Annotated in this window: 25 protein-coding genes and 1 tRNA gene; 18 read left to right on the forward strand and 8 right to left on the reverse strand. The window is 66.0% G+C overall.

The features are described 5' to 3' along the window. The first annotated feature begins 27 nt into the window (after nucleotides 1-27). Entirely contained in the window at nucleotides 28-984 is a 957-nt protein-coding gene (locus tag ABEJ63_RS12000; RefSeq protein ID WP_375796609.1) for a succinylglutamate desuccinylase/aspartoacylase family protein, read from the forward strand. A gap of 181 nt (nucleotides 985-1,165) precedes the next feature. Beyond that, nucleotides 1,166-2,221 (forward strand): threonine synthase, encoded by a 1,056-nt coding sequence (locus ABEJ63_RS12005; protein WP_375796610.1) that lies wholly within the window; start codon nucleotides 1,166-1,168, stop codon nucleotides 2,219-2,221. A gap of 6 nt (nucleotides 2,222-2,227) precedes the next feature. Here ABEJ63_RS12005 and ABEJ63_RS12010 read toward each other — a convergent pair whose 3' ends face one another. Further along, on the reverse strand, nucleotides 2,228-3,496 hold the full coding sequence (locus tag ABEJ63_RS12010) for a DUF1743 domain-containing protein (RefSeq protein WP_375796611.1): 1,269 nt from the start codon (nucleotides 3,494-3,496) through the stop codon (nucleotides 2,228-2,230). 111 nt (nucleotides 3,497-3,607) lie between these two features. Between ABEJ63_RS12010 and ABEJ63_RS12015 the strand changes: the two genes are divergently transcribed. Together ABEJ63_RS12015 and ABEJ63_RS12020 are read left to right on the forward strand one after the other, a co-directional pair. Then, nucleotides 3,608-4,570, forward strand: coding sequence for a transcriptional regulator (locus tag ABEJ63_RS12015; protein ID WP_375796612.1), 963 nt, complete (start codon nucleotides 3,608-3,610; stop codon nucleotides 4,568-4,570). A gap of 36 nt (nucleotides 4,571-4,606) precedes the next feature. After that, complete coding sequence (locus ABEJ63_RS12020; RefSeq protein ID WP_375796613.1) at nucleotides 4,607-4,864, forward strand: hypothetical protein; 258 nt, start codon at nucleotides 4,607-4,609, stop codon at nucleotides 4,862-4,864. Nucleotides 4,865-4,970: 106 nt separating this feature from the next. Here ABEJ63_RS12020 and ABEJ63_RS12025 read toward each other — a convergent pair whose 3' ends face one another. After that, on the reverse strand, nucleotides 4,971-6,185 hold the full coding sequence (locus ABEJ63_RS12025; protein ID WP_375796614.1) for a potassium channel family protein: 1,215 nt from the start codon (nucleotides 6,183-6,185) through the stop codon (nucleotides 4,971-4,973). Nucleotides 6,186-6,287: 102 nt separating this feature from the next. Between ABEJ63_RS12025 and citZ the strand changes: the two genes are divergently transcribed. The 6 genes from citZ (at nucleotide 6,288) to ABEJ63_RS12055 (ending at nucleotide 11,795) form a co-directional block, all read left to right on the forward strand. Beyond that, nucleotides 6,288-7,442, forward strand: coding sequence for a citrate synthase (gene citZ, locus ABEJ63_RS12030; RefSeq protein WP_375796615.1), 1,155 nt, complete (start codon nucleotides 6,288-6,290; stop codon nucleotides 7,440-7,442). Between the two features lie 131 nt (nucleotides 7,443-7,573). Next, on the forward strand, nucleotides 7,574-8,641 hold the full coding sequence (locus ABEJ63_RS12035) for a PotD/PotF family extracellular solute-binding protein (protein ID WP_375796616.1): 1,068 nt from the start codon (nucleotides 7,574-7,576) through the stop codon (nucleotides 8,639-8,641). After that, nucleotides 8,642-9,748, forward strand: coding sequence for an ABC transporter ATP-binding protein (locus tag ABEJ63_RS12040; protein ID WP_375796617.1), 1,107 nt, complete (start codon nucleotides 8,642-8,644; stop codon nucleotides 9,746-9,748). After that, complete coding sequence (locus tag ABEJ63_RS12045; protein ID WP_375796618.1) at nucleotides 9,735-10,577, forward strand: ABC transporter permease; 843 nt, start codon at nucleotides 9,735-9,737, stop codon at nucleotides 10,575-10,577. The genes ABEJ63_RS12040 and ABEJ63_RS12045 overlap by 14 nt, the downstream gene beginning before the upstream one ends. Next, nucleotides 10,571-11,368: an ABC transporter permease gene (locus ABEJ63_RS12050; protein ID WP_375796619.1), complete on the forward strand. Its 798-nt coding sequence runs from the start codon at nucleotides 10,571-10,573 to the stop codon at nucleotides 11,366-11,368. Before ABEJ63_RS12045 ends, ABEJ63_RS12050 begins: the two co-directional genes overlap by 7 nt. A 37-nt stretch (nucleotides 11,369-11,405) precedes the next feature. Next, complete coding sequence (locus tag ABEJ63_RS12055) at nucleotides 11,406-11,795, forward strand: gamma-glutamylcyclotransferase (RefSeq protein WP_375796620.1); 390 nt, start codon at nucleotides 11,406-11,408, stop codon at nucleotides 11,793-11,795. Nucleotides 11,796-11,929: 134 nt separating this feature from the next. On the opposite strand, the gene ABEJ63_RS12060 is transcribed toward ABEJ63_RS12055, so the two are convergent. Continuing rightward, nucleotides 11,930-12,526 carry a conditioned medium-induced protein 4 gene (locus ABEJ63_RS12060; protein WP_375796621.1) on the reverse strand — a complete coding sequence of 199 codons (597 nt, stop codon included), beginning with the start codon at nucleotides 12,524-12,526 and terminating at the stop codon, nucleotides 11,930-11,932. A 125-nt stretch (nucleotides 12,527-12,651) separates the two neighbouring features. Here ABEJ63_RS12060 and ABEJ63_RS12065 point away from each other — a divergent pair, with 125 nt between their 5' ends. After that, complete coding sequence (locus ABEJ63_RS12065; RefSeq protein WP_375796622.1) at nucleotides 12,652-14,877, forward strand: heterodisulfide reductase-related iron-sulfur binding cluster; 2,226 nt, start codon at nucleotides 12,652-12,654, stop codon at nucleotides 14,875-14,877. Between the two features lie 36 nt (nucleotides 14,878-14,913). Here the strand turns inward: ABEJ63_RS12065 and ABEJ63_RS12070 are convergent, their stop codons facing one another. After that, entirely contained in the window at nucleotides 14,914-15,339 is a 426-nt protein-coding gene (locus ABEJ63_RS12070; protein WP_375796623.1) for a hypothetical protein, read from the reverse strand. Nucleotides 15,340-15,420: 81 nt separating this feature from the next. Between ABEJ63_RS12070 and ABEJ63_RS12075 the strand changes: the two genes are divergently transcribed. Together ABEJ63_RS12075 and ABEJ63_RS12080 are read left to right on the forward strand one after the other, a co-directional pair. After that, nucleotides 15,421-16,578, forward strand: coding sequence for an RAD55 family ATPase (locus ABEJ63_RS12075; protein ID WP_375796624.1), 1,158 nt, complete (start codon nucleotides 15,421-15,423; stop codon nucleotides 16,576-16,578). A 78-nt stretch (nucleotides 16,579-16,656) separates the two neighbouring features. Next, entirely contained in the window at nucleotides 16,657-17,844 is a 1,188-nt protein-coding gene (locus tag ABEJ63_RS12080) for an aspartate kinase (protein WP_375796625.1), read from the forward strand. A gap of 63 nt (nucleotides 17,845-17,907) precedes the next feature. On the opposite strand, the gene ABEJ63_RS12085 is transcribed toward ABEJ63_RS12080, so the two are convergent. Both ABEJ63_RS12085 and ABEJ63_RS12090 read right to left on the reverse strand, forming a co-directional pair. Beyond that, the gene (locus ABEJ63_RS12085; protein WP_375796626.1) at nucleotides 17,908-18,561 is read right to left on the reverse strand and encodes a metallophosphoesterase family protein; all 654 of its coding nucleotides are present in this window, start codon (nucleotides 18,559-18,561) and stop codon (nucleotides 17,908-17,910) included. 39 nt (nucleotides 18,562-18,600) lie between these two features. Further along, complete coding sequence (locus ABEJ63_RS12090) at nucleotides 18,601-19,173, reverse strand: IMP cyclohydrolase (protein WP_375796627.1); 573 nt, start codon at nucleotides 19,171-19,173, stop codon at nucleotides 18,601-18,603. An 80-nt stretch (nucleotides 19,174-19,253) separates the two neighbouring features. Between ABEJ63_RS12090 and ABEJ63_RS12095 the strand changes: the two genes are divergently transcribed. The 4 genes from ABEJ63_RS12095 (at nucleotide 19,254) to ABEJ63_RS12110 (ending at nucleotide 22,547) form a co-directional block, all read left to right on the forward strand. After that, nucleotides 19,254-20,264: an AIR synthase family protein gene (locus ABEJ63_RS12095; protein ID WP_375796628.1), complete on the forward strand. Its 1,011-nt coding sequence runs from the start codon at nucleotides 19,254-19,256 to the stop codon at nucleotides 20,262-20,264. Nucleotides 20,265-20,420: 156 nt separating this feature from the next. Continuing rightward, nucleotides 20,421-20,493, forward strand: a tRNA-Gln gene (locus tag ABEJ63_RS12100). Between the two features lie 86 nt (nucleotides 20,494-20,579). Continuing rightward, a complete protein-coding gene (locus ABEJ63_RS12105; RefSeq protein ID WP_375796629.1) occupies nucleotides 20,580-21,761 on the forward strand; it encodes a nitrate/nitrite transporter in 1,182 nt (393 codons plus the stop codon). A 42-nt stretch (nucleotides 21,762-21,803) separates the two neighbouring features. Next, complete coding sequence (locus ABEJ63_RS12110; RefSeq protein ID WP_375796630.1) at nucleotides 21,804-22,547, forward strand: beta-ketoacyl-ACP reductase; 744 nt, start codon at nucleotides 21,804-21,806, stop codon at nucleotides 22,545-22,547. 1 nt (nucleotide 22,548) lies between these two features. Here ABEJ63_RS12110 and ABEJ63_RS12115 read toward each other — a convergent pair whose 3' ends face one another. After that, the gene (locus ABEJ63_RS12115; protein ID WP_375796631.1) at nucleotides 22,549-22,899 is read right to left on the reverse strand and encodes a nuclear transport factor 2 family protein; all 351 of its coding nucleotides are present in this window, start codon (nucleotides 22,897-22,899) and stop codon (nucleotides 22,549-22,551) included. Nucleotides 22,900-22,986: 87 nt separating this feature from the next. Here ABEJ63_RS12115 and ABEJ63_RS12120 point away from each other — a divergent pair, with 87 nt between their 5' ends. Beyond that, entirely contained in the window at nucleotides 22,987-24,510 is a 1,524-nt protein-coding gene (locus tag ABEJ63_RS12120; RefSeq protein WP_375796632.1) for an aldehyde dehydrogenase family protein, read from the forward strand. A gap of 12 nt (nucleotides 24,511-24,522) precedes the next feature. Here the strand turns inward: ABEJ63_RS12120 and ABEJ63_RS12125 are convergent, their stop codons facing one another. After that, a complete protein-coding gene (locus ABEJ63_RS12125; protein ID WP_375796633.1) occupies nucleotides 24,523-25,122 on the reverse strand; it encodes a class I SAM-dependent methyltransferase in 600 nt (199 codons plus the stop codon). Nucleotides 25,123-25,152: the final 30 nt, after the last annotated feature.

Here is a 25,152-nt window from a genome sequence, read left to right on the forward strand (position 1 = left end):
AGCGCGCCTGGTCCCCCGCTTTTCGTAATGACTACCCTCGGCACGGCCACAGCCGCACCCGGCGAGCAGGCGGTGGGCCGGCTGCCTGTCGGCGAGGCCCGCGACGGGACCGAGGTCTCACTCCCAGTCTGTCTCATCAACGGTGAGCGGGATGGGAAGACCCTCTACATCCAGGCCGTCTCCGACGGCGACGAACTCAACGGTCTCGGCGTCGTCCAGCGGCTCGTCCCACGCATCAATCCGGCGGAGTTAGCCGGTGAGATCATCGTCGTCGGAATCGTCAACTGGTACGGCTTCCAGGTGGCCGAACACCGCAATCCAATCGACGACACGAAGGTCAACCGCACATATCCCGGCGACGAGAACGGCACTGCAAGCGAACGCATCGCAGAGGCCACCTTCTCGGCGGCCGTCGGTGCTGACCTCGCGCTCGATCTTCATCAGGGCTCCACCAGCCGGATGATAAACGAGGTGCGCGTGCGGTGTGGCCGCCGTCACCGGCTGCATCGGGAGTGTCTCGAGCTCGCCAAAACGTTCGACTGCGGCTACGTCCTCGACCAGAAGGGGCCGGACGGCCAGCTTGCGCGGGCACTGCCCGACGAGGGCGTCCCCACCATCGACCCGGAGTTAGGGGGGGCCGTCGGCTGGGATGAAGAGTCGATCCGGCTCGGCGTTCGGGGCGCTATGAACGTTCTCACGGCCTACGACTTTCTCGACGGCACCGTCACCGCGAGCGAGCAGACCCGCGCCGGAGGGTTCGACCAGTACGGTGCGCCCGCGGGCGGGCTCGTCGACTTCCACGCCGAGTTGGGCGATGAAGTGACCCGCGGTGACACGCTGTTCGAGGTGACCACCCCCTTCGGCAACGTCAAGGAGACGGTCACCGCCGACGGGAGTGGGCTGTTCTGGCGCTCCCGGCGGCTCCCGCAGGTGGCGACCGGCGAGTACGTCTGTTCGGTCGGCACCGACATCGACCAGTACTGACCGAGTGGGTCGCTAAGCGACTGCCTCACCGCTGGCAACAGATGGAACATCTGTGCACGTGCGTCAATCATGACGCCTCTGTCACTCGCGGCGCGAGAATCCGCACTCGCGTCACTCGCCCGCTTGTGCCGGGCTGGGTCGACATCGACACCGACATACTCCGAGCCGACCCAGCCCGTGTATGCTCGCGTGTGCCGTCTGCGGGGAGACGTACGCGGACCGCTGGCGCTGCAGGTGCGGCGGCCCGCTCGACTTCGTTGCCCAGCCGACTCCGAACGGCAATCCCGCGGTTGACGCCCGCCGCGGGCTATGGGCCTTCGAGTCGTTCTTGCCGACCGGCCCCGCGGTGACGCTCGGTGAGGGGTTTACTCCTCTCACGCCGAGCGAGATGTGGGACTGTTCGTTCAAGCTGGAGTACGTCTCGCCGACAGGGTCGTTCAAAGACCGTGGGGCGACGGTGACGCTGTCGCGGGCCGTCGAGCTGGGCGTCGACCGAGTGCTCGAGGACTCCTCGGGCAATGCCGGTGCCGCAATCGCGACGTACGCTGCCCGTGCGGGGCTGGATGCGCGGATTTACGTGCCGGCCTCGGCCAAGCCCGCGAAGCTCCGGGCCATCGAGCGGACAGGCGCCGACGTGCGCCGGGTCGAGGGGCCACGAGCGGCTGTAACGGACGCCTGCACCGCGGCTGTCGAGGCCGACGATGGCTGGTATGCGAGCCATGCCTGGAATCCCGCCTTCTACGCCGGGACAGCGACGTTCGCCTACGAACTCGCTGCTCAGCGCGACTGGACCGTCCCCGATGCCGTCGTCGTCCCCGTGGGCCACGGCACGCTTCTGTTGGGAGCCTACCGTGGATTCCGGGCGTTGCGTGCGGCCGGCTGGATTGACGAGATGCCGCGGTTGCTGGCCGCGCAAGCGGAGGGATACGCCCCTGTCGTCGAACGGCTCGGCAGGACGGCCGAGGGGCAGAACGATCTCGCGGATGGCATTCAGATACGCGACCCAGCACGACTCGAGCAGGTCGTCACAGCGGTCGAACAGACAGGTGGTGCCGCGCTGGCAGTCTCGGCGGCGACCGTCGAGTCGACGCTCGACCGACTCCACGAGCAGGGATTCTACACAGAGCCGACGTGTGCGGTTGCGCCGGCCGCCCTCGAGCAGTTCCGCGAGCATGGGGTTATCAGCCCAGAGGAAGACGTTGTCGTCCCGCTGACCGGCTCCGGGCTGAAGAGCTGACTCGACTCACCGCTCGGGGTGGACCGGTGCGTCGAACCCCCCGCGGACCAGCGGCTTCGCCACGTGTCGGCGGGCGCTCGGCGGCACCTCGTACCAGCCGCGCTCCAGTCGCCGGTCGAGTTCGCGGGCGACCTTGCCGGGGGCGGTCCTGTCACAGTCGCCGCGACACCGGTAGCCCTGTCCGCGACCGGCAGACTCCATCCGCCGGCCGCAGTCTGGACACGTCGGTGTGACCTGCTCGGTGCGGACCAACGAGCGAGCGGCGAACTTCTCCAGCTTGAGCGTGCTCTCCGAGACCTCGCCACAGACAGTCACGCGGTCGCCGACACGGAGCCGACGCACCCGCTCGCGGAACCGGCCGGTTGGCTCGAAGGCCGCACACGCGAGTTGCAGATCTCCGTCGGCAATCTCGAGGAAGACGTGGCCCCCCTCCCGTGTCTCCGGCGGGTCGGCGACAACTCCTTCAACCCGATACGAGCGGCCGTCGACCGCGGTCGCGATGGTCCCCTCGGTCAGGTGAGCGTCGGTGCCCTGGTTGGTCGTGAACGTGGTGCGCCGTTCGACCGGCTCCGAGCTGACGGCCGCTGCACACGCCCGGGTCGCCGCGGGGTCGTCGCCGCGGATGCCGTGCAAAACCGGCCCGGGAGTATGTGGGACCGCGACTGTCTCGCCGGTCTCCCGGTCGACGGTATCCCACACGCGGGGGTAGAACTCGTCGGCAGCTGCGAACAGCGAGTCGGCATCGACAGCCCGTCCGGTCCCCCAGCGGTCGCGTTCGCGGTAGGAGATGGTTTCGTACGTGGGGGAGAACTCTGCTCGCGACCACGCGCGTGCGGCACCGATGGCCGCGAGCGCCCCAACCAATCCGCGGCCCAACCCCCAGGTTACCGTCCGGTAGCCGTGGTCTGAGCACACATCGCGGGCTTGGGCGGGGTCGAGTAGCTCGTGCATCGCCCGGTCGGTCCAGTCGGCGACGGCCGTCGGCACCTCCTCGGGGCGGCCGGGCGCGACGACGACTCCGGGGTGGGTCCGGTCGTCGTCGGTGACGGCCATCGCGTCGAGCAGGTCACGAGCGGTGATCAGCGCCTGATCCGGGGCGACATCGGTCACGACAGCGAGCGCGGCGTTGCCCCGCGTCTTGTGCGGGACGGCAGGGTTCAGCCGGACGAGATAACGGGCCGACGCATCGAGCCGCTCAGCAAGGCGGGCAGCAGCGTAGGTGGTGCACATCCCACGCTCACGGGAGTCAGTGTCGTCGAGCCCGACGACGGTCATATGCTGTGGTGGCCATGGCGATATAAAACCCCTTCTGCTCCGGTCGGAAACCGCCCGATGTGGCCGAGTGCGCCACAACCTATATATCCGAGGACAGGACTAGACTACAGTATGTCACGGCAGGCGCTGGTGGGGAACGTGACCGCGATGCTGGCAGACGCCGGCTTCGCGGTGAGCGACCGCATCGCGGTCCGCCCCAAGAGTTTCGACCTCGCGGCGCGGCGCGGCGAGGACGTCCTGCTCGTGAAGGTACTCGCCAACGTCGACGCCTTCGACGCGGCGACTGGCGCAGAGATGCGTCGGCTCGGCCACTATCTTAACGCAACGCCGCTCGTCCTCTCGCTGCGGACCCGCGACGAGGACCTGAAACCGGGGGTCGTCTACTTCAGACACGGTGTCCCGGCTATCTCCCCGGACACGGCCGTCGATCTGTTCGTCGAGGAGGTGCCGCCGCTCATCTACGCGGCACCGGGTGGCCTCTACGTCAACATCGACGGCGACGTGCTCGCGGACGCCCGCGAGGAACGCGACTGGTCGCTTGGGCAGTTGGCCTCTGAGCTCGGTGTCTCGCGGCGCACTGTCTCCAAGTACGAGGATGGAATGAACGCCTCTGTCGATGTTGCTGCGCGGCTGGAAGAGGTGTTCGACCGGCCGCTGTCGGCACCAGTAGATGTCCTCGACGGCGCCGAAGAGGTGCGCGACGGTGACCCGGAGCCATCGGAGCCAGAGCCGGATCCCGACGACGAGGGGGTCGTCGCTGTGCTCACCCGAGCGGGCTACACCGTTCACCCGACGGAGCAGGCGCCGTTCAAGACTGTCTCAGAGGATGCCGAGGAGTCGCTGCTCACCGGTCACTCCGACTTCACCCGTACTGCAGAGAAGCGCGCGCGCATCATGTCGTCGGTGGGCGACATCACGAGGACGCGGTCGGTGTACGTGGTCGACAGTGCCACCCGCGAGAACGTTGACGGGACAGCACTCGTCGAGCGGGAGGAACTCGAGCGGGTCGAGGACGCCGACGACCTGCGCGATCTCATCTACGGTCGGGTCGACCGCGAGCCGGAGTCTGCCTAACGGAACCCATTTCCAGGCCGGCGTGCAACTGCGCGTATGTCCGAAGAGCCACCCGACCGTCCCGGCGTCGCTGGCTTCCTGGCGGCGCTGTCGGTGCGGCGCAACGCTGCTGTTGGGTTCGCTGTCGGACTCGCCGTCGCTATCTTCCTTACATACGGCGCCGTGACGGGACCGGCTGGCGGTTACTCGGATATCGCGTATTTCGCACTCGGGTTCGTCCTCGCGGTGGGGCTCGGCCTGCTGGTGGCCGGATTGCTGACGCTCGGGCGGGCGATTCGGCTAGCGCGACAGTGAACCGCCTCGGGGTCAAGCCCCGTGGCATTCGCCTCGTACCGCCTGTAAACTACCCGACCCGCTCGCCCCGAACGCGGTTCGCTCCTTGCAGAAGGGGGTTAGCGCCTCAGTTCGGCTCCGTCAGGTCGGCCAGCCGCTCGGCGCCGGTGCGGGTCCCCTTCGCAATAAGCACGTCCCCGGCCGCGAGCTGCGTTGCTGGGCCGGGCGAGACGACCCAGCCAGGCTCTTTGCCTGACGGCGAGCGGGATTCGTTGCCACGCCGCACTGCGATAACTCGCATTCCCGTCTGCGACTTGACAGCGACATCGCCCAGTGTCGCGCCCGCCAACCGGCTGTCGGCGCTCACCTCTTGGCGAGTGAGCACCTCGTCGGATTCCAGCACCGCCTCCTGGATAACGGGGTGGCTATCCAGTCCGCGAAGCACCCCCTCGCTGATTTCGAGGGCCGCGTCGGAGATAACCTCCGTTGCGCTCGCGAGGTGGACGAGCCCCCGTAGCGAGACGGGGTCGTCAGCCTCCGCGGCCGCCCGCAACGTCCACGCCTCGAAGCGCGACTGAAGCGCATCAACCTCCGCCTCGAGTTCCAGTACCTCCTCGGCGAGTGCGTCGTCGTCAAACAGGACCGCCCCATACGCCAGGTCGACGGCCAGCTCGGAGACATCCTTCATCAGGACGACCGAATCCATCGCCCGGTCGAGATCCGCCGATGGTTCATCCGGGGGCTCGGGAGGTGTGTACGTCTCGCCGGAGAGCCGCTCGTAGACGCCGGCAACGCCGGTGTCGGGACCGCGCAGTAGCGCCACGTCGCCAGGTTCCAGCGCCGTCACCGGGCCGGGATCGGTGAGCCAGTCGCCCGCCCGCCGGATGGCGATGACACGAACACCGGTGTCCGTCTCGAGGGTGATGTCGCCGAGTTGGCGGCCCGCGAGCGGCGAGTCGGCGGCCACTTCGACACGGACGAGCGTCTCTACCGACTCCGGGAGTGCCGCCCGCATGGCTGCCGGGAGGCCGATATCCTCAAGCACCACCTTCGCGATATCGCCGGCGGCGTCGGAGATTTTCTCAGCAGCGCCGACGATACCAAGTACGGGAGCAAGCGCCTCCGCGTCGTCGGGGTTGCGCGCGGCCATCAGCAGGCTCATCCGGGCACGCAGTTGAAGCACATCCATCCGCGCCTCCAGCTCAAGGACTTCCTCTGCTACCTCGTCGGACTGGAGCAGCACGGCCGAGTACGAGAGGTCGACCAAGAGTTCGGCAGTGTCTTTCATCTCTGCCAGGAGCTCCTTCACGCTCACCGGCTCGTAGCCCACCTCTCGCTCCATGTGGGTGTCGGTTGCCCGGCCACGGTAAAAACGTACGCGACGAACGCTCACGGTCGTGCGTGAACGATAACCCTTAACGTATCCCCCCGGAAACGCCGAGGTATGTCCGAGGAACTCAAGAAGGGACTCGAGGGGGTGCTCGTGGCCGAGTCGTCGCTCAGTTTCATCGACGGCGAGGCCGGCCGGCTGGTCTACCGGGGGTACGACATCGAGGAGCTCGCAGCGGAGGCGAGCTTCGAGGAGGTGCTGTACCTGCTGTGGAACGGAGAACTCCCGACCCGCGAGCAGCTCGAGACCTTCGCCGCGTCGATGGCCGAGGACCGGGCTGTCGACGAGCGCGTCCTCGACACCGCTGCGGCGCTGGCGGAGGCTGACGAAGAGCCGATGGCCGCGCTCCGCACGCTCGCCTCGTTTCTCTCCTCGGACGATCCCGAAAGTGATGTTGCCGCGGACGACCTGGACGCTGCGCGCCGGAAAGGGCGCCGCGTCACCGCCAAGATACCCACCGTGCTGGCGGCGTTCGACCGTTACCGTCGCGGTGAGGAGCCACTCTCCCCCCGCGAGGACCTTGGCCACGCCGCGAACTTCCTGTATATGCTCACCGGCGAGGAGCCAGACGATGTCGCCGAGGAGACGTTCGATCAGGCGCTGACCCTCCACGCCGACCACGGACTCAACGCCTCTACGTTCACCGCAATGGTCGTTGGCTCGACGATGGCCGACCTCTACTCGGCAGTCACCGCCGGTGTCGGCGCGCTCTCGGGGCCGCTCCACGGCGGCGCCAATCAGGATGTGATGGAGATGCTACTCGACATCGACGCGGCCGGTGAGGATCCCGTCGAGTACGTCGAGCGGCGCCGATCCGACGACGACGGCTGGCGGGTGCCAGGGATGGGCCACCGCGTTTACTCCGTGAAGGACCCCCGGGCGGTCATCCTCGAGCGGAAGTCGGAGGAGCTTGGTCAGACGTCTGGTGAAGCGAAGTGGTACGAGATGGCCGACGCCATCGAACATCACTTCCAGGCGGCCGGCCTCGCCGAGAAGGGAATCGCCCCCAATGTCGACTTCTACTCTGGTACCGTCTACTACCAACTCGGTATCCCCGTCGACATGTTCACCCCGATCTTCGCGATGTCACGGGTCGGCGGCTGGATCGGTCACACGCTCGAATACCAGGCGGAAAATCGGCTTATTCGGCCGCGAGCCCGCTACACCGGACCCACTGAGGCGACGTTCGTCCCGCTCGACGAGCGGTGACATCCACCCGGGCTGGAGGGCTTGGCGCGGTCGGTATTGCTCGGCCACGACGAGAAACCACGAATCGAATCTGACCGGAATCAGGCGACCGATACCGCAATTTATCGGCGTCCCGGTCGTACGCCAGAGCGATGACAGAGCGAGCTTCGCGGCGGTGGTTCTTGGGGAGCTTCGGGGCAGCGGCGACGGCCGGGCTGGCCGGCTGTGCCGGCGCATTCGGACGGACGAAGCCGACCCTCACGATGATCGACTGGGGGTACGTGTACAACAACGACATACTGGCCGACTTCGAACAGCGCCACGACTGCAAGGTCGAGCGGCAGGCTGCACAGGGATCAGCGGAGACGCTGTCGCTGTTGCGGTCAGGTCGATCAGACCACGATCTCGTCCCACTGGGCAATTACGCGGTGACACCGGCGATGAACGAGGGGCTCATCGAGCCGATCGACCTCGGGCAGGTCCCGTCGTACGGTGATGTGTTCGACTTCCTCAAAAAGGACTACTTCGAGATGGGCGGTGATGTCTATGGCGTCCCACGCAGCTTCGGGCAGACGCCGCTGGCGGTGAACACAGACATCGTCGACCAGGAGGTGACGGCACTGCGTGACCTCTGGAGCGACGACCTGGCGGGCGTCGTCGGCGGCCGCGACGACGCCCGGCTTCAAGTCCTGTACCGTAACGCCGCGTTCGACCAGCCGTTGAATCCGACATCGCGCGAGGAGGTCGACTTCGAGGCACTGAAGACCGACCTGATTGCCCGCCTAGAGAACACCGCCGGGCTGTGGAACTCCGGCGGTGACTCCGAGCAGTTGTTGCGAAACGAGACGGTTGGCGTCCAGCCGGTGTGGAACTACGTCGTTGTCTCTCTGCAGAGCGAGTTGCCGATCCAGCGAGTCCGGCCAGCCGAGGGGACGAAGGCGTGGTTCATCCAGCACTGTGTCCGGGCCGGCGCGGAGAATCGCGAACTGGCACACACGTTCATCGAGGAGTGGCAGAGCCGCTACGGCTACCGGTCGTTGATGGCCCCGTTCAGCATCGCGATCCCCAACGAGCGTGTGTTCGAGGAGCATGACGTCGACCCATCGACGTACGGTGTCGACAACCCTGACCAGTTCATCTACGAGGAGCCGAAGCCGCCCGAACTCGTTGAGGCGTACTCAGAGACCTGGAGCGAGGCGAAGGCGGAGGCCGACATTTAGATGGCCGTCCTCGAGGCCGACGGCCTCCACAGGTCGTTCGGGACCGAGCGGGCTGTCGACGATGTCTCCTTCGAGGTCGACGCCGGGGAGTTCTTCGCGCTACTCGGGCCTTCCGGGTGCGGGAAGACGTCGACACTGCGGTTGCTCGCTGGCCTCGATGCGCCTGACGCTGGGAGCGTCAGGCTCGCTGGCGAGGACATCACCGACCGGCCGGCCCGCAATCGGGCCACGAACATCGTGTTTCAGGACCTCGTATTGTTCCCGCACATGACCGTGGCAGAGAACGTCGGCTACGGGCTCGCACGCGACGGCGTACCAGCCGGCGAGCGGGCACGCCGGGTCCGAGAGGCGCTGTCGCTGGTCGACTTAGCGGGGTTCGGTGAGCGGGACCCGACGGCGCTGTCGGGCGGCCAGCGGCAGCGGGTGGCGCTCGCCCGGGCACTAGTCAATGACCCCGCAGTACTTCTGCTCGACGAGCCGCTCTCCTCGCTGGACCGCGCGCTGCGGGAGGATATGCAGGCGGAGTTCCGACGTATCCAGCGGGAGTCGGACACGGCGTTCCTCTATGTCACTCATGATCAGGAGGCTGCGTTGAGTATGTCAGACCGGGTGGCCGTGATGCGAGACGGTCGGCTGGTCGAATCAGGGGCCCCTGACCGGCTGTACAGCCGGCCGCGGACCGGCTTTGTCGCCGCGTTCCTCGGCGACGCAACGCCACTGACCGCCACGGTCGTCGCTAACGAAGAGACCGAGCGTGCGGACGGGCATGTCCAGCTCCAGCGAGCGGGCGCCACGTTCACAGCTGCCGCGGACGGGTCGGCCCCTCCAGTTGGGACGGAGACGCAGGCGGTCGTCCGGCCAGAGGATATCGCGCTCGGTGAGGGGCCCTTCGAGGCCCGTGTCGTCGCGGACGCCTACAAAGGGTTCTACGAAGAGTTCGAACTCGAGCTGGCCGACGGGACCCGGCTCCGTGCCCGCCGGACAACGCCGACGACGGGCAAACGGGCCGAGGCAGGCCGACCTGACGGTGGTCGCGACATCGAGCCGGACACAGTCGTCCAGTTCGATGTAACCGATGCAGTGCTCGTGACTGATGGCGACGGCTGAACGGCCGCGGCGGGACCTGCTGTTGGCTCTTGCGCCGACCCTGCTCGCGGTGGGATTGGGTGTGGTACCGCTGGTCGTCCTGCTGGTCGAAAGCATCGGCGCACCCCCGTTGGCGAACTATCGGACGGTACTCAGCCTTGAGGAGCCGCTGTATCTGCGGTCACTTGGGCGCTCGCTGGGCGTGGGTCTCGCCGTGACGGCCGTCTGTTTAGTTATCGCCTACCCGGTGACCTACTGGCTCGCCCATCGGTGTCCGAAGCGACACCGATTGGCGGCGCTGGTCGCGCTGACGCTGCCGCTGTGGCTCAACTACGTTGTCCTCAACTACACATGGGTCTGGATACTCGCGCCCGGTGGGTTGGTAAACGAGACGCTGGCGTGGCTTGGGCTCCGTGAGCGGCCGCTTGAACTCCTGTACACGGACGTGTCGATGTTCATCGGCTTCGTCTACATCTATCTCCCGTACGTTGTCCTCACGATGTACGTCTCGATGGAGCGGCTGGATAGCCGGCTCATCGAGGCAGCCCGCGACTTAGGTGCGACGAACCGCCGGGTGTTCCTTGACGTGGTGTTGCCACAGACACTTGCAGGGGCGGCTGCTGGCGCGCTCATCGTCTACGCGCGCATCGCCGGGGCATTCGCGACCCCAGAGATACTCGGCGGCCCAGGGAACGTGATGGTCGCACGGTTGATTGTGAACGCGTTCTACCAGTATCTCGACTACGGGTTCGCGGCAGCGCTCTCGTTCGTCTTTCTTGCCATCGTCGCCGCAGGATTTCTCGTCGGGGCATCAGTTCGGCCGGTCAGGGAGGCGTTGAAGCGATGGTAAGCCGGTGGCTGGCGCGCGCGACCGCTCGGGTGCCGAGTCTCACGACCGCGGCCGTCGCGGCCTTCCTGTATCTGCCCATCCTCACCGTCGCGTACCTGTCGCTATCGCCGGCCGCACAGCCGACCATTCCACTCGAGTCGGTCTCGCTGCAGGGGTACCAAGCAGTGCTGTCGGACCGGCGGTTCGTCGAGGGACTGGTCACCAGCGTCGGTATCGGTGCCGTGGCCGCCGTCGGCGGCACAGCGCTTGGGCTGGCCGGGGCACACGCCATCACACGGAGCCGACTCCCGCCAGCGGCGAAGGCAGCCGTCGGGCTACTCGTCGCGCTACCACTGTTCGTCCCTACCGTCGTCGTCGCGCTCGGCATCGGCCTCGCGGCCGGCGCGGCAGGCGTCGGCTACGGACTGGGACCGGTCGTGGTCGGCCACCTCTTCTGGGTGTTGCCGTTCACGACGTTCCTGCTCGCGGCGCGGTACGCCGAGCTCGACGAGGCGCTCGGCGAGGCGGCCCGCGATCTGGGCGCCGACCGGACGACCGTCTTCCGGACCGTTACCCTGCCACTGCTCGCGCCGGCGCTGGCGGCCAGCGCGCTGTTCGCGTTCGCACTGTCGTTCAACGAGTTTCTCATCACGTTCTTTCTCGCAGGCAGCAGCGTGACGACGATGCCGCTGGAGATATTCGGGAAAGTACGGGTCGGGGCAACGACGTTTCTTAACGCGGCGAGCGTTCTCGTGTTGGTCGCGAGCGGGCTGGTCGCGAGCATCGCTTCGTATCTTGAGCGGCCCGTCTGACCGGGGAAGCGAAGTCAGCCGCGACCGTCCAGCCGGCATGGACTGTTTCGTCTATGGGACACTCACCGACCCTGAGCGGGCGACGACAGTGGTCCCGGATGCCCAGTTCGGGCCGGACGCGTGTCTCAAGGGGCTCCACCGGGTCGAAGGGCAGTATCCGACGCTCGCGCCCGGTGGCCAGACCACGGGCCGCATTCTCCGAACAGACGCGCCTGCTCGACTCGACGAGTACGAGGGAGTCGACCGGGGGCTCTACACCCGGGTGACCGCCCCGGGCGAGACAGGCGACGTCACCGTCTACGTCGGTGACCCGGCACGACTCGACGCGCCGGTCGAGTGGCCAGGTGAGGGGCCGTTCGGTTGCCGCGTCAAACAGTACGTCCACGAGGCGGACGTGCGCGTTCGGGTGACACCCTCTTCGGATTGACAGCCTCCCCGCTCTGAAGGGCGGAGGCTTTCTCCTTGCTTCTCCGTGGACCGCCTCGGGGTCAAGCCCCGTGGCATTCGCCTCGTACCGCCTGTAAATGGGCCCGTTCGTCAGACTCGCGTGATACCGGCCGCTCAGAAGGAGACGTTCGTCTCCATCCCCTCGGTAGCGTCCTCAAGGCCGTCTTCGGTGGCCTCCTCAGTCATTCGTCCCGAAAGGTCGGCGTCGGGAACGGCATCGGCGAGCGCTGAGCGGAAGCGCCCGGAGACACGCCGCGACTCCGCACGGGCCGCAAGAATGCGGCGGTAGCGTCTGATTGTCGACTCGGAGACACCGAGTTGGTCGGCGGCCGTCGCTGTCGAGACGTCTTCCTCGTGGAGGTCGCGGAGCCGCGACAGGTCGATTGGTGCGTCGGTGTCGCGGTCTCGCAGGAGATGCAAGTCGAGGCGGGCGCGAACGACAGTGTCACGAGCAACGCCGAGTTCGTCTGCCAGCGTCGCGTCGCTTGCACCTTCGAAGTAGCCACGGACGACACGGACGAGGTCGCCGTCGGGCAGTTCCGTCGAGAAGGTGTATCGGTCGCGCATCTCGGCGACGACCGATCTGACCTGCTCGTCGACGTCGCCATCGTCGGTCAGCGAGCCCCGGTCGTCGTCTTGTTGCTCGGTGACAGTCCCTTCTTCAGAGACGTCCATGAAGATGTCCCGGAGCTCCTCAGTCTTCTCGTCCATCGGAACGTAATGGTTCGCCGGCAAGCGACTTATGCCTGGGGGGCTGTCCGGAGCCGACAGGCGGCTAAACCAGCCTGTGGGCGGGGGTTGAGAAGATTTAACCGACCGGTCGCCCGTGTGTCGGTATGGCACCCTTTGCGCCGCTCCAGACGGGTGAGACCGTCACACGGGAGACGTTCTGGGGTATCTCGCCGGTCGGCGAGGTCGTGTTTTACTATCTTGCGGCGGTGACGCTGGTCGTCTTCGGGTACGGCGTCTACGACCGGTTCGCGCGGTACGCGCGCGGCGATGACGACTGGTTCGACCGTCTCGACGACCTCCCGGGGCGAATCGTCCGGGCAGCGAAGATCGTCGGCTCCAACGAGAAGCAGTTCAACCGCGACCTCGTCGGCGGCGTGATGCACGCGTTCATTTTCTGGGGCTTCATGACGCTGCTCATCGGCACGACCATCCTCGCCATCGATATCGACATTTACCGCACCCTGACGGCGCTGCTGACCGGCGAGCAGCAGTCCTTCTTTGTCGGCGACTTCTACCTGTCGTACTCGCTGGTGATGGACGCGATGGGGCTGCTGTTTGTCGCCGGCGTCGCCGTGGCGCTGTGGCGCCGCTACGTCACTCGAGCCGAACGACTCCACGGGAAGCACACGAACTGGGAAGATGACTTTCTGGTCTGGTCGCTGTTCCTGCTCGGTGTCGGGGGCTACCTCCAGGAGGGCCTGCGTATTCTCGGCACCGCGGAGGTCGTAGACGGGACGGCCCAGTTCACCAGCTACGAGCAGGTCTCGTTCGTCGGCTGGTTCGTTGCGGACGTGTTACAGGTCGTCGGGCTGACGCCCGCGCTCGCAGCAGCCGCCTACCCAGTGATGTGGTGGTCACACGCGCTGCTGGCGTTCGTCTTCATCGCTGCCATTCCCTACGCCAAACCGTTCCACATGGTGTCATCGTTCGCCAACATCGTTACCCGCGACGAACAGGCCGGCAAACGGCTGCCGGGCGTCCCCGCCGCGCTTGACGCCGATACCGGCGCAGAGTCAATCGATTCCTTCTCGTGGAAGGAGCTGCTCGACCAGGATGCCTGCACCAAGTGCGGCCGGTGTTCGTCTGTCTGTCCGGCGAACGCCTCTGGCCGGAATCTCGACCCTCGAGACGTCATCCTCGATTTAAAACAGTATCGCGAGGCCGTCGACGCCGGCGGCGAGCCGAAAGATATCGTCGCTGACGGCGGGGAGAGTGTCATCGCCGCCGAGACGATGGAGTCGTGCATGTCGTGTATGGCCTGCATGGATGCCTGTCCGGTCGAGATCGAGCACCTGAAGAGCTTCACCCGGCTCAACCGCCAGCTCACCGATCAGGGCGATATCCAGTCGAGCCTGCAGGACGTGTTCCAGAACGTGATGCAGAAGGGCAACACCTTCGGTAACAGCCAGCGCAACAGGGGCGACTGGACCGAGACCGTCGATGTCGAGGTGGCCGACGCCCGTGAGCAAGAGGTAGAGTATCTCTGGTATGTCGGCGACTACCCCAGCTACGACGACCGGAACAAGCAGGTGGCGCGCTCGCTCGCCCGCATCTTCGACGCGGCGGATGTGAGCTTCGGCATCCTCTTCGAGGATGAAAAATACGATGGCAACGATATCCGGCGTGTCGGCGAAGAGTTCCTCTACGTTGAGCTTGCCGGCCACCACGTCGAGACGTTCGCCGACTGCGAGTTCGAGAAAATCGTCTGCACGGACCCCCACTCGTACAATACGTTCAAAAACGAATACCCGGAGGTCGACTTCGAGGAATTCGCCGACGACCCGATGATGCCGTTCGAGGTCGAAGAGCCGTGGAATCCCGACGGAGAGGTCGACGTGCTCCACTGGACACAGGTGGTCGAGGAACTCGTCGACCGGGGGGCGCTCGGCCTCTCGGGGACAGAGCTTAATTACACTGTCACGTACCACGACCCGTGTCACCTTGGTCGGTACAACGACGAGTATGAGGCGCCCCGCGAGCTCATCCGTGCGACCGGCTGTGATCTCCACGAGATGCCTCGCAACCGGTCGAACTCCTACTGTTGTGGCGGTGGGGGCGGCGGGCTCTGGCTGGAGCAGGACGAAGAGGAGAAGCCCAGCGAAGAGCGGCTCCGCGAGGCACTCGAGGACACCGGCGCCGGACGCGCTGTCGAGAAGTTTGTCGTCGCCTGTCCGATGTGTATGACGATGTACGAGGATGGCCGCAAGACCGGCGACTTCGAGGACGATATCGAGATTGTCGATGTCGCGGAACTCGTCGTAGAGGCAGTCGACACAGCGCCGGCGGCATCGGAGACGACGGCCGCGAGTGCGACGCCAGCCGACGACTAATCGGGTCGACTGTCGACCCGGTCGGTGCCGAGTCGACTACGGCTCCGTCCGGTAGCGGACCGTTCGGACCCCTTCGAACCGCGGCCCCTCCCCACGGTGTTCGAAGCCCGCCTTCTCTGCCACCGTCTGAAGATCATCGTCATCGACGGCGACGAGCAGTTCCACATCCATCCCTTCGCGGGCGGCGAACCGGACTGGCTCCTCAAGCAGCCGTTCACAGGCCTCTGCGGTTCCCTCGATCTGTGTCACGTGAACCGTCTCTCGCTGGGCGTCGTAGGAGACGAACCCAAGCGTCTCCTCGGCCTCCCGAGGGTGGTCGGCGGTCGGGTCCGGGTTCGGTTCTCCCTCGTAGGCGACGGCGACAGTGCGGTCGTGGACGAGGTTGCGCATCACGTCGGTTGGCGAGCCGGTGAGTTCGGCCATCCGCTCGGCGTCGGCCTCGACGGCATCGCGTATCTCCATGGACATGCAACGCGTGCGGGATACTTACAACGCTCGCCGAGAGACCGAAAGGCGTTCGGGAGAGGCCTGAATAGAACCGGTATGACCGAGGGGACCGACGGGACGGGGGTGGCCGACGACGATACGGCCGGCTGTGCGTTCTGCCGGCTGCCAGTGCCGGACGAACCGGTCGAGGCGACCGTCGAGGGTGTCGAGCGGACGTTCTGCTCGGCGTCGTGTCGCGACCGGCTGGTCGAGACCGGCGAGCCGTTTGACGATTACGCCGATCGCGGGCGGGTTCGGCCGGGAGTCTCGGCGCTTGACGCCTCGCTCCCCCAGGGGTTCCCGCGCAATGCGTTCGTGCTCGTGTCTGGGGAGGCAGGCACCCGCGACCGGGCGCTGGGGGCTGAACTCGTCTGGCGGGCGCTCCAGCGGGGCGAACCAGTCGTCTTCGTCTCCTTCCAGGAGCCGCCCAGCGCACTCGTCCAGCAGTTTCTCACGCTGGAGTGGAACGTACTCCCGTATCTGGAGCGCGAGCAGTTCCATATTGTCGATTGTTTCACCTATCGGCTGGATGACCGCGACCGACTGTTCGACCGGATGGATGACTGGAACGCTTACCTGTCTGACGTGGCCCGTGACGCTACCACGACCGTCCGTGACCCAAGCGACATCAACGAGGTGGGCAACAAGCTGGACAATGCCCTTGAGAAACGGGGGATGGTCGACGAGGGGCTCGTCATCGTTGACTCGCTGACGGAGCTGGGCACGCTTGTTCAGCCGGTGCAGGCGTACGATTTTGTGAAGGACATCCGTGCAGACGTCTGTAAGGGGCGGTTCGTCCCGGTGTTCGCTGGCGCGACCATCGGCGGCGGCGGGGGGGGCAGTGATCAGTTCCCACACGACCTCACATACGTGATGGACGGGCTCGTGGAGCTGCGGCTCAACGACGACCTCGTTGAGAACGCGCTCGTCAAGCAGGCCCGCATCCGGAAGCTCAACGGCGCTATCGTCGTTCCGGAGTGGCAATCCTACGAATACACCGCGGGAACGGGAATGGTGACGTTCGACCCAGAGGCGGCTGTCGCCGATGAGCCGCCCGCTGAGATGGCGGAAAGCCCCGCTCCAGACGAAGGGCCGGCCGAGACATCGACCACTCCCGACAGAGGAGATGAGGCGGCGACGACGGCGGAGGCGCCGACTGGCGGTGACGGGGCAGCCGCCGAGTCGACACCCGCACCATCTGACGAGAGCGGATGAGCGGCCGGATGGAAGAGATTATCACCTCCGATTGGATATGAGAGCCATGCACGACTGTACCACGGTACGGGTGGTTCGATGCGGGTCGTAGCGAAGTTCGGGGGCACGTCGCTTGGTAACGGCGATCGGGTGAACCGGGCGGCCGACTCTGTGGCGGCGGCCGTCGAGGCGGGCCACGAGGTCGCTATCGTCGCCAGTGCGATGGGGTCGACGACGGATTTCCTGCTGGACGCTATCAGCTTCGAGGCCGAAGAGGCTGACCGTGCGGAGATTGTCTCGATGGGCGAGCGGACCTCTGTTCGGATGCTGAAGGCAGCGCTGGCTGCCCGCGGTGTCGACTCGCGCTTCTTCGAGCCCGGCAGCGAGGGCTGGCCGGTCATCACCGACGAGCGCGGCGAGGTGGATGTCGAGGAGACGACTCGGCGAGCAAAGGCGCTCGCCGACGCTATGTCACAGGAGGACTTCGTCCCCGTCATCACCGGCTTCCTCGCGCAAGACCATGCGGGGAACGTGACGACGCTCGGGCGGGGGGGCAGTGATACCACTGCCGTCATGCTTGGTAACTACATGAGCGCCGACGAGGTCGTCATTGTCACCGATGTCGAGGGCGTGATGACAGGCGATCCCACCGTTGTTGAGGGGGCACGCAACGTTGGTGAGATCACGGTCGACGAGCTGCGGAACCTCTCGTTTCGGGGGGCGGAGGTGGTCGCGCCGTCGGCACTCGCCTACAAGAAGGAGCCGATGGACGTCCGTGTCGTCCACTACCAGCACGGCGACTTGCTGACGGGCGGTACTCACATCGAAGGGCAGTTCCAGAACCTCATCGACCTCCGGGACGGAAAGCTGTCGTGTATCACGGTCGCCGGTAGGGCCGTTCGGAACCAGCCGGGCGTGCTCGCGGAACTGTCGACGGCGCTCGCGGAAGCAGATATTAATATCGACGGCGTCTCCAGCGGGATGGACTCGGTGACGTTTTATGTCGACGCGGCCCGCGCAGAGGAGGCTGAGACTATCCTCCACGACGCCGTCGTCGAAGACGAGGTACTCTCGTCGGTGACCGTCGACAGCGACATTGCCGTCATCCGGGTTACCGGTGGTGGCCTCCCGAACGAGCCGGGCGTCATCTACCGGACCCTCACCCCACTGGCCGACGAGCGGGTCACCATCCACGATGTCATCAGTTCCGCCACCTCCGTCGCAGTGTTCGTCGACTGGGACGCCCGTGAGGAGGCGCTCGAGCTGATACAGTCCGTCGAGTTTTGACCGAAGGCGTTAGCTCCCCTTTCTGCGGAACGAGGCGAAGCCAAGCGAGTAGGGGTTGGTGGTTCAGCGGCCCTTTCGGAGCCGCGTCCCGATTTCGTCGGGGAGTCCCGCCTCGCGGACCGCCGTCACGACGCGTTCGATGTCGTAGGAGACACGCCGCTCCTCCACGTCAAGCGTGTCGGTATCCAGCAGGGCATATGCAGCGTCGGGATTCCCGTCGCGCGGCTGGCCGACGCTGCCGGGGTTCAGGATGACACCCGAGTCGTACTGTTCGTGATGCTGGACGTGAGTGTGCCCCATCACGAGCGCAGTTGTCTCGCCGAGCAGCGACTCGGAGAACATCGCGGGGTAGGTGTACCGGTCGGGATCGTCAGGGTGGCCGTGGACAAGTTGGATGTCGTTGACGGTCCGCTGTGTGGGGAGCCGTTCAAGCCATGCCAGCTGTGGTTTCGATAGTTGTTCGCGGGCGTAGCGCACGCCGGCGCCGGCCATCGAATTGAAGCCGAAACCCGTCTCGGAGACGACCGCGCGGTCGTGGTTGCCCATCACGGTCGGGACCTCTCGGTCGCGGAGTGCGTCAACGCAGGCAGCGGGCCACGGGTTGTAGCCAACGACATCGCCGGCACACACGAGCGCATCCACGTCGGGCATGTCCGCGAGTACGGCCTCGAGCGCGGGCTGGTTGCCGTGGATGTCAGAAAGGACGCCGACGAGCATACTCGTAGATAGAGGGGCGGGCCGCTTAGGTTTCGTGGCTCAGTTGACGACGGCCGTCTCAAAGCCGTCGCCGGCGGGCGCGACGGCGGCTGCACACACTGCGTGCTCGAACGGGAGGTCATACGCCTCGCGGGCGGCTGTTTCGGCTGTCGTGGCGTCGAACTCGAACGGTGCCGGACTGTTCTTCTCGTAGGTGGCCACGAGCGTCGGTTCCTCGACCCGCTGGACGTGAAGGGCATCTCGGCGGACACAGCCGATGTACGCCTCGCCCGCTGTCGAGACAGTGCCCGCGATTCGGGGGGTATCGTAGTCGTCTTTCTCGAAGTCGAGCGCGTGTAGTGCCGTTACGAGCGCGTCCCGGGCTGGGTAGCCGAGGCCGAGTTTCTCCGCGATAGGGTCGACGTGGCTCCCATTGCCAACGACGGCCACATCGGCCGCGGTGCGCACGCAGTTGTACGAGACGTATGGGTTGTCCGTCGCCGGCGCGTCGTCAGTAGGGCCGACGACCAAGGCATCCTCGTGTGCAGCCACACGCCGGTTGGGAAACGACCGCGAGGAAACGCGGTATGCGGCCACGGTCGGCGAGACGACGACGAAGCGTCCGACGTACATGTGTCAGTCTGGCCGTGTTCGCCACTTAGCGGTGCCGGTCCGAGCAGAGAGGTCTTTGCGCCGGGGCGACGAGCCATCCCATGAGCGAACCCGGACTCGGGAAGGTCGACGGGGAGTTCCTGCGCGAAACGGTGTACCCACATCTCGGGGCCGACCGGGCGGATGTTCGCGTGGGACCGCGGGCGGGCGTCGACTTCGGCGTTGTCGATGTCGACGGGGCGGCGCTCGTCTGTGCGACAGACCCGCTGTCGCTGCCGCCCGGGCTCGGCTTCGCGCAGGCTGGCCGGTTCGCCCTCGATATCTGCGTGGCCGATGTCGCCGTCTCGGGCGTCGCTCCCACACATCTCGCGGTAGGCTTCTCGCTGCCACCGGAGATGACCGACGCGGAGTTCGCCACGGCGTGGACCGCGATGGACGAGCGAGCGCGCGAACTCGGTATAAGCGTCGCGACGGGCCACACTGCCCGCTACCCGGGCGTGTCATTCCCGTGGGTGGGAGCAGCCACGGTGTTCGGCGTCGGCGCCCACGAGGACGTGGTCCGGCCTGACGCAGCCCGGCCGGGCGACGCGCTCATCGTCACGACGGGGCCAGCCGCAGAGACGGCGGGGCTGTTCGCGTCGCTGTTTCCCGACCAATTAGGCCTGGACGCCGCGACGACCGCGGCCGCCCGCGAGCGGCTTGCGGAGGTGGCCTGCGTCGAGGACGCGCTGGTGGCGGCCGACGCCGGCGCCCGGGCGATCCACGACGCCACGGAGTGTGGGGTGCAGGGCGGGCTCGTCGAGATGGCGGCCAGTGCGGGCGTTCGTATCGAGATCGAGCGAGCCCAGCTTCCGTACGGTGAAGGCGTCCAAGCAGTCTGCGAGACGCTCGGCGTCGACCCGCTGCAGGTCACCTCGGCGGGGACGCTTCTCGTCGCAGCCCCCGACGACGCCGCTATGGCGCTCGTCGAACGGCTGCGCGACCAGGGGACTCGGGCGGCCGTTGTTGGCTGCGTCGCCGACGGGAACGGACTGTACATCGACGGCGAGCGGCGCGAACATCCTGGGGCGGACCCCTCGTGGGCGGCGTATGAAGCGTTCGGCGAGGGCTGATTCAGACAGGTTGCCAGCGGACAAGGTGATCGCGGAGGTACGAAACTGTACGGTGTTGTGTGCCAACTGCCACCGGAAACATCACGACAGGTCACCGAACCACGAAAGCTCCCGAAGCGACAACGTTTAGTTTCGTAGCATCCTCGTTTCGAGTGCAGTTCCGTGGTGTAGTGGCCAATCATGTAGCCTTCTGGGGGCTACGACGGAGGTTCGAATCCTCCCGGAACTATCCTCCTGACGCCACCGGTGAGCGACACTGCTGCGCTACACACCGGAACCGTCGGTGTTTTACCGGCCGCCAGCACAGACCGGGTCGTGAACACGCGGATGCGGCGGGCCTGGTTCGTGCTCGCGGGCTGTTTCCTCGTCTCGACGGGATTCAACGCCTACCTATTCGGCACCGCCAGTATCGTCCCGTTCGTCGTCGAGGCGTTCGGCATCGACAAGGCGGCGGCCGGATTAGCTATTAGTGTCGTCTTCTTCGGGTGGGTTACCCTCCAGATCCCGGGGGGGCTCCTAATGGACCGGTACGATAACCGGCGGTTAGTGTGGGGCGGCGCGGGCGTGTTCGCGGTGGCGGCGCTGGCGGGCGTCGTCGCGCCGACGTATCCGACGTTTCTCGGGGCTCGGTTCGTCGGCGGGACGGCTGCCGTCGTGCTCTGGACGGCCAACGCCAACATTGTGAGCGATGCGTTTCCGCCGGCACGCCGCGCACTCGGAACGAGCCTGTTCGTGACGAGCGCGCCAGCGGGCGTGGCACTGGCGCAGGCGGCTGGCCCGCGGCTTACCGAACTGGTCGGCTGGCGGGCGGCGGTGGCTGCCTATGCGCTCGTGACCGCGGTCGGGCTGGTTCCGTTCGGCCTCGCCCTGCGTGGGCCAGTGCGCAATGAGACGCAGCTGTCGCTTGCCGGGTTTGCCGCGGCGCTGGGCGACCGGCAGGTGCTCGCAGTGGCCGCGAGCAGCTTCTGTGCGTACGCACTATTCGTCTTCTTCAATTCGTGGATGCCGACGTACGCAACGGAAGAGGTGGGTGTCAGCCTCGGGACGGCGGGGACGCTCGCTGCACTTCTGCCGGCGGTGGGGCTGATTGCGCGGCCCGGCGGCGGCTGGCTCTCTGACCGCGTCGGCGGCCGGCGGCCCGTGATAATCGCGGCGTTCCTGCTGGTCGTGCCGGCGCTGGCGGGCGCGGCGCTGGCCACATCGACGGCCGGGCTGGCAGCCGCGCTGCTGCTTGCAGGGCTTGGTTCGCAACTTGGAACGGGGGTCTTCTACGTGTACGTCGAAGAGGTATCTCCGCCAGAGTCCGGCGGGACGAGCCTTGCAGTGCTGATGACGCTGTCAATCGCGGGGTCACTCGCGGCGCCGGTCGCCGCGGGGTGGCTCATCGGTACCATCTCGTGGACAGCGGCATTCTGGCTCGGCGGCGTGCTAGCGGCCGGCGGCATCATTGCGGTGCTGCAGGCGCCGGAGCCGGCTCTCCCCGGTGAGTCGGGGTAGGTCAGAGACCAGCCACTTTTTTGCCACTCGTTTCCAATCCACGTGACTGTGCAGCCGAAGACCTGCGTCGTCACGGGATCGTCCACGGGTATCGGACGCGGTATCGCCGAGCAGTTCGCCGAGCGCGGATGGGAGGTGGCGGTGAACTATCGGTCGTCACGCGAGGCGGCCGAGGAGACCGTCGAGCGGGTCGAGCAGGCCGGTGGCGCCGGCATCGCTGTGCAGGCGGACGTGACGATGCCCGACGAGGTCGAGCAGATGCGTGAGACGGTCCACGACGCCTTCGGTCCGATTGACGTGCTGGTGAACAACGCAGGCATCACTCAGGACGTCCGATTCACAGAGATGAGTCACGAGGAGTGGGATACAGTCCTCGATGTCCACCTCGACGGTGCCTTCCACTGCACGCAGACGTTCTATGACGATCTCGCGGACGCAGACGAGGGGCGGCTCATCAATATCTCGAGTCTCATCGGCAAGGGAGGGAACTTTGGGCAGGCAAACTATGCGACGGCAAAAGCAGGCATCTTCGGGTTCACGCGGACACTCGCACTCGAACTGGCGCCCACGGGAACAACGGCCAACTGTGTCGCGCCGGGATTCATTCAGACCCGGATGGTCGAGGACATCCCCGAGGAAATCAAGGACAGACTCCGCGAAGACACCCCACTCGGCCGGCTGGGTACCGTCGAAGAGATCGCCGACGTGGTTGCCTTCCTCGCCAGCGAGCGGTCATCGTTCATCACCGGCGAGGTCATCGACGCCAACGGCGGAAAAGATCTCTGAGTCAGTCTTTCGGCTCGGTTTTGCCTGCGTACGTCTGGAACTCGATAGTTCTATCCGGAATGTGGAATGTGTCGGTGCAGAACTCGTAGACATTGTCGGGGGTCTCGGCGTGCCACAATAGGTAGCCAAAGTCGCCCTCGACAGTCATCTCGTCGACCGTCAGCGTCGTCCCCGGCAGGGAAAACTCCGCGAACAGCCCAGTGAACAACTCTTCTATCTCCTCACGGCCGCGGAACGTGCCGTCGTTGGTGACGACGACCGATTCGTCGGTGTAGTCGACCATCGTCTCTTCGAGATCCTGCTCGCCGAAAGCGTCGACGTGGTGTTCGAACACTGCGCGGGTGTCGCTCATGCGTGGGAGTTGTTCACACGCCGCCAACTTACCTCTTTACACACCGTCAGGGGTGAGAGGTTTGTGGGAGCGTCACGGAGGGGGGATATGGAAGCGACACACGACCACTACATCGACGGTGAGTGGACCGACGGCACCGGCAGGGAGACATTCGAGTCGACGAACCCGGCGACGGGCGATACATTGGGGACGTTCCGACGTGGCACCGAGTCGGACGTCGACCAGGCGCTCACGGCCGCAGAGGCCGCTGAATCGGAGTGGCGCGCGCTCAGTCGTATCGACCGCGCGGAGTACCTATGGGATATCTACCACGAACTCCGCGACCGCCACGAGGAGCTTGGGACGATCGTCACCCGGGAGTGTGGCAAGGAGATAAGCGAGGGGAAGGCCGACGTGACCGAGGCGTGGCACATGGTAGAGTGGGCCGCTGGTGACGCTCGCCACCCGAAGGGAGACGTCGTCCCAAGCGAAATTCCCGAGAAAGACGCCTACATGCGTCGGAAGCCTCGAGGGGTCGTTGGCTGTATCACGCCGTGGAACTTCCCGGTGGCCATCCCGTTCTGGCACATGGCCGTCGCGCTGATTGAGGGGAACACGGTGGTGTGGAAGCCCGCCGAGCAGACGCCACTGTGCGGGCACGTAATCGCCGAGATGTTCGACGACATCGGCATCCCTGACGGGGTATTCAATATGGTCCAAGGGTTCGGCGACGCCGGTGCGGCTATCGTCGAAGACCAGCGGGTCGACACAGTGCTGTTCACCGGCTCGGCGGAGGTGGGCCAGCAGGTGGCTCAGACAGTGGCCGAACAGCCGGGGAAGCTGGCTGCCTGCGAGATGGGCGGTAAGAATGGCATCGTCATCACGGACGAGGCAGATCTCGATATCGCAGTCCACTCGGCGGTGATGTCCTCGTTCAAGACGACCGGGCAGCGGTGTGTCTCCAGCGAGCGGCTCATCGTCCACGAAGCCATCTACGACGAGTTCAAAGACCGGTTCGTCGAGGTCGCCGAGTCCGTCGCGGTCGGTGACCCCCTCGAGGAAGACACATTCATGGGGCCACTCATCGAGCCGGAGCACGTCGAGAAGGTGACCCGGTACAACGAGCTCGCCCGCGAGGAAGGGGTGGACGTGCTCGTCGACCGGACAGAGCTCGATCCAGCGGAGATACCCGACGGCCACGAGGACGGCAACTGGGTCGGGCCGTTCGTCTACGAGGCCGACCCCGACGCCCCGCTTCGGTGTACCCACGAGGAAGTGTTCGGTCCCCATGTCGCCCTGCTGGAGTACTCAGGCGACATCGAGCGGGCTGTCGAGATTCACAACGACACCGACTACGGGCTGGCGGGGGCAGTCATCTCGGAGGACTACCGGCAGATCAACTACTACCGCGACCACGCGGAGGTCGGGTTGTCCTACGGGAACCTGCCGTGCATCGGCGCAGAGGTGCAGCTCCCATTCGGCGGCGTCAAGAAGTCAGGCAATGGCTACCCCTCCGCCCGCGAGGTCATCGAGGCAGTCACCGAACGGACTGCCTGGACGCTCAACAACTCCACGGATATCGAGATGGCACAAGGGTTGAGCGCGGATATCAAGACCGCAGATGACGACTGAACGGGACGGGCGTCACTTCGCGAGCGTTGCAAAAACCATCTCCGAGTCGCTGCCCAGTGGGTCAGTCACCGTCTCCGTACGAAGGTCGGTGAAGCCGGCCGCGCGCAACTGAGCGAGCGTGCGCTCGCGGCCCGGCGCAGAAAAGAACATCTCGCCGCCCATCCAGCCACGGCGGACAGTCTCGAACCGGCCGCCGGGGAGTGTCAGCAGGGCTGTTCGACCGGGTCGGAGTACGCGGGCGAACTCCTCGTAGACGGCAGGATGGGCCTCGCGAGGGACGTGGAAGACAGCGTGGTAGGCGGAGAGTGCGTCGAAGCGGTCGCTCGCGAACGGGAGCTGTAGCATATCTCCTTGGACGAGCTGCGCTCCGGGAACCGTCTCGCGAGCGAGTCCGAGCCCGACCCGCGAGACATCGATACCGACGCTCTCATTCGGCAGGTTAGCGAGGGTACGCGCTCCGTCACCACAGCCGATGTCGAGAACCGCAGGGTCGGGCGGTGCCGCTGCAAGCAGGTCGTCGATGAGGTCGGCATCGCTCCCATCGGGGTCACGCCGCTCGGCGTACGTCCGGCTTACATCGTCCCACGCGCGGCGCACGTCTTCACGATTCACACGCTCTGTATGAGAGCGGTCCACTTGACC

This window comes from Halosegnis sp., assembly GCF_042216475.1.
Taxonomy (GTDB): Archaea; Halobacteriota; Halobacteria; order Halobacteriales; family Haloarculaceae; genus Halosegnis.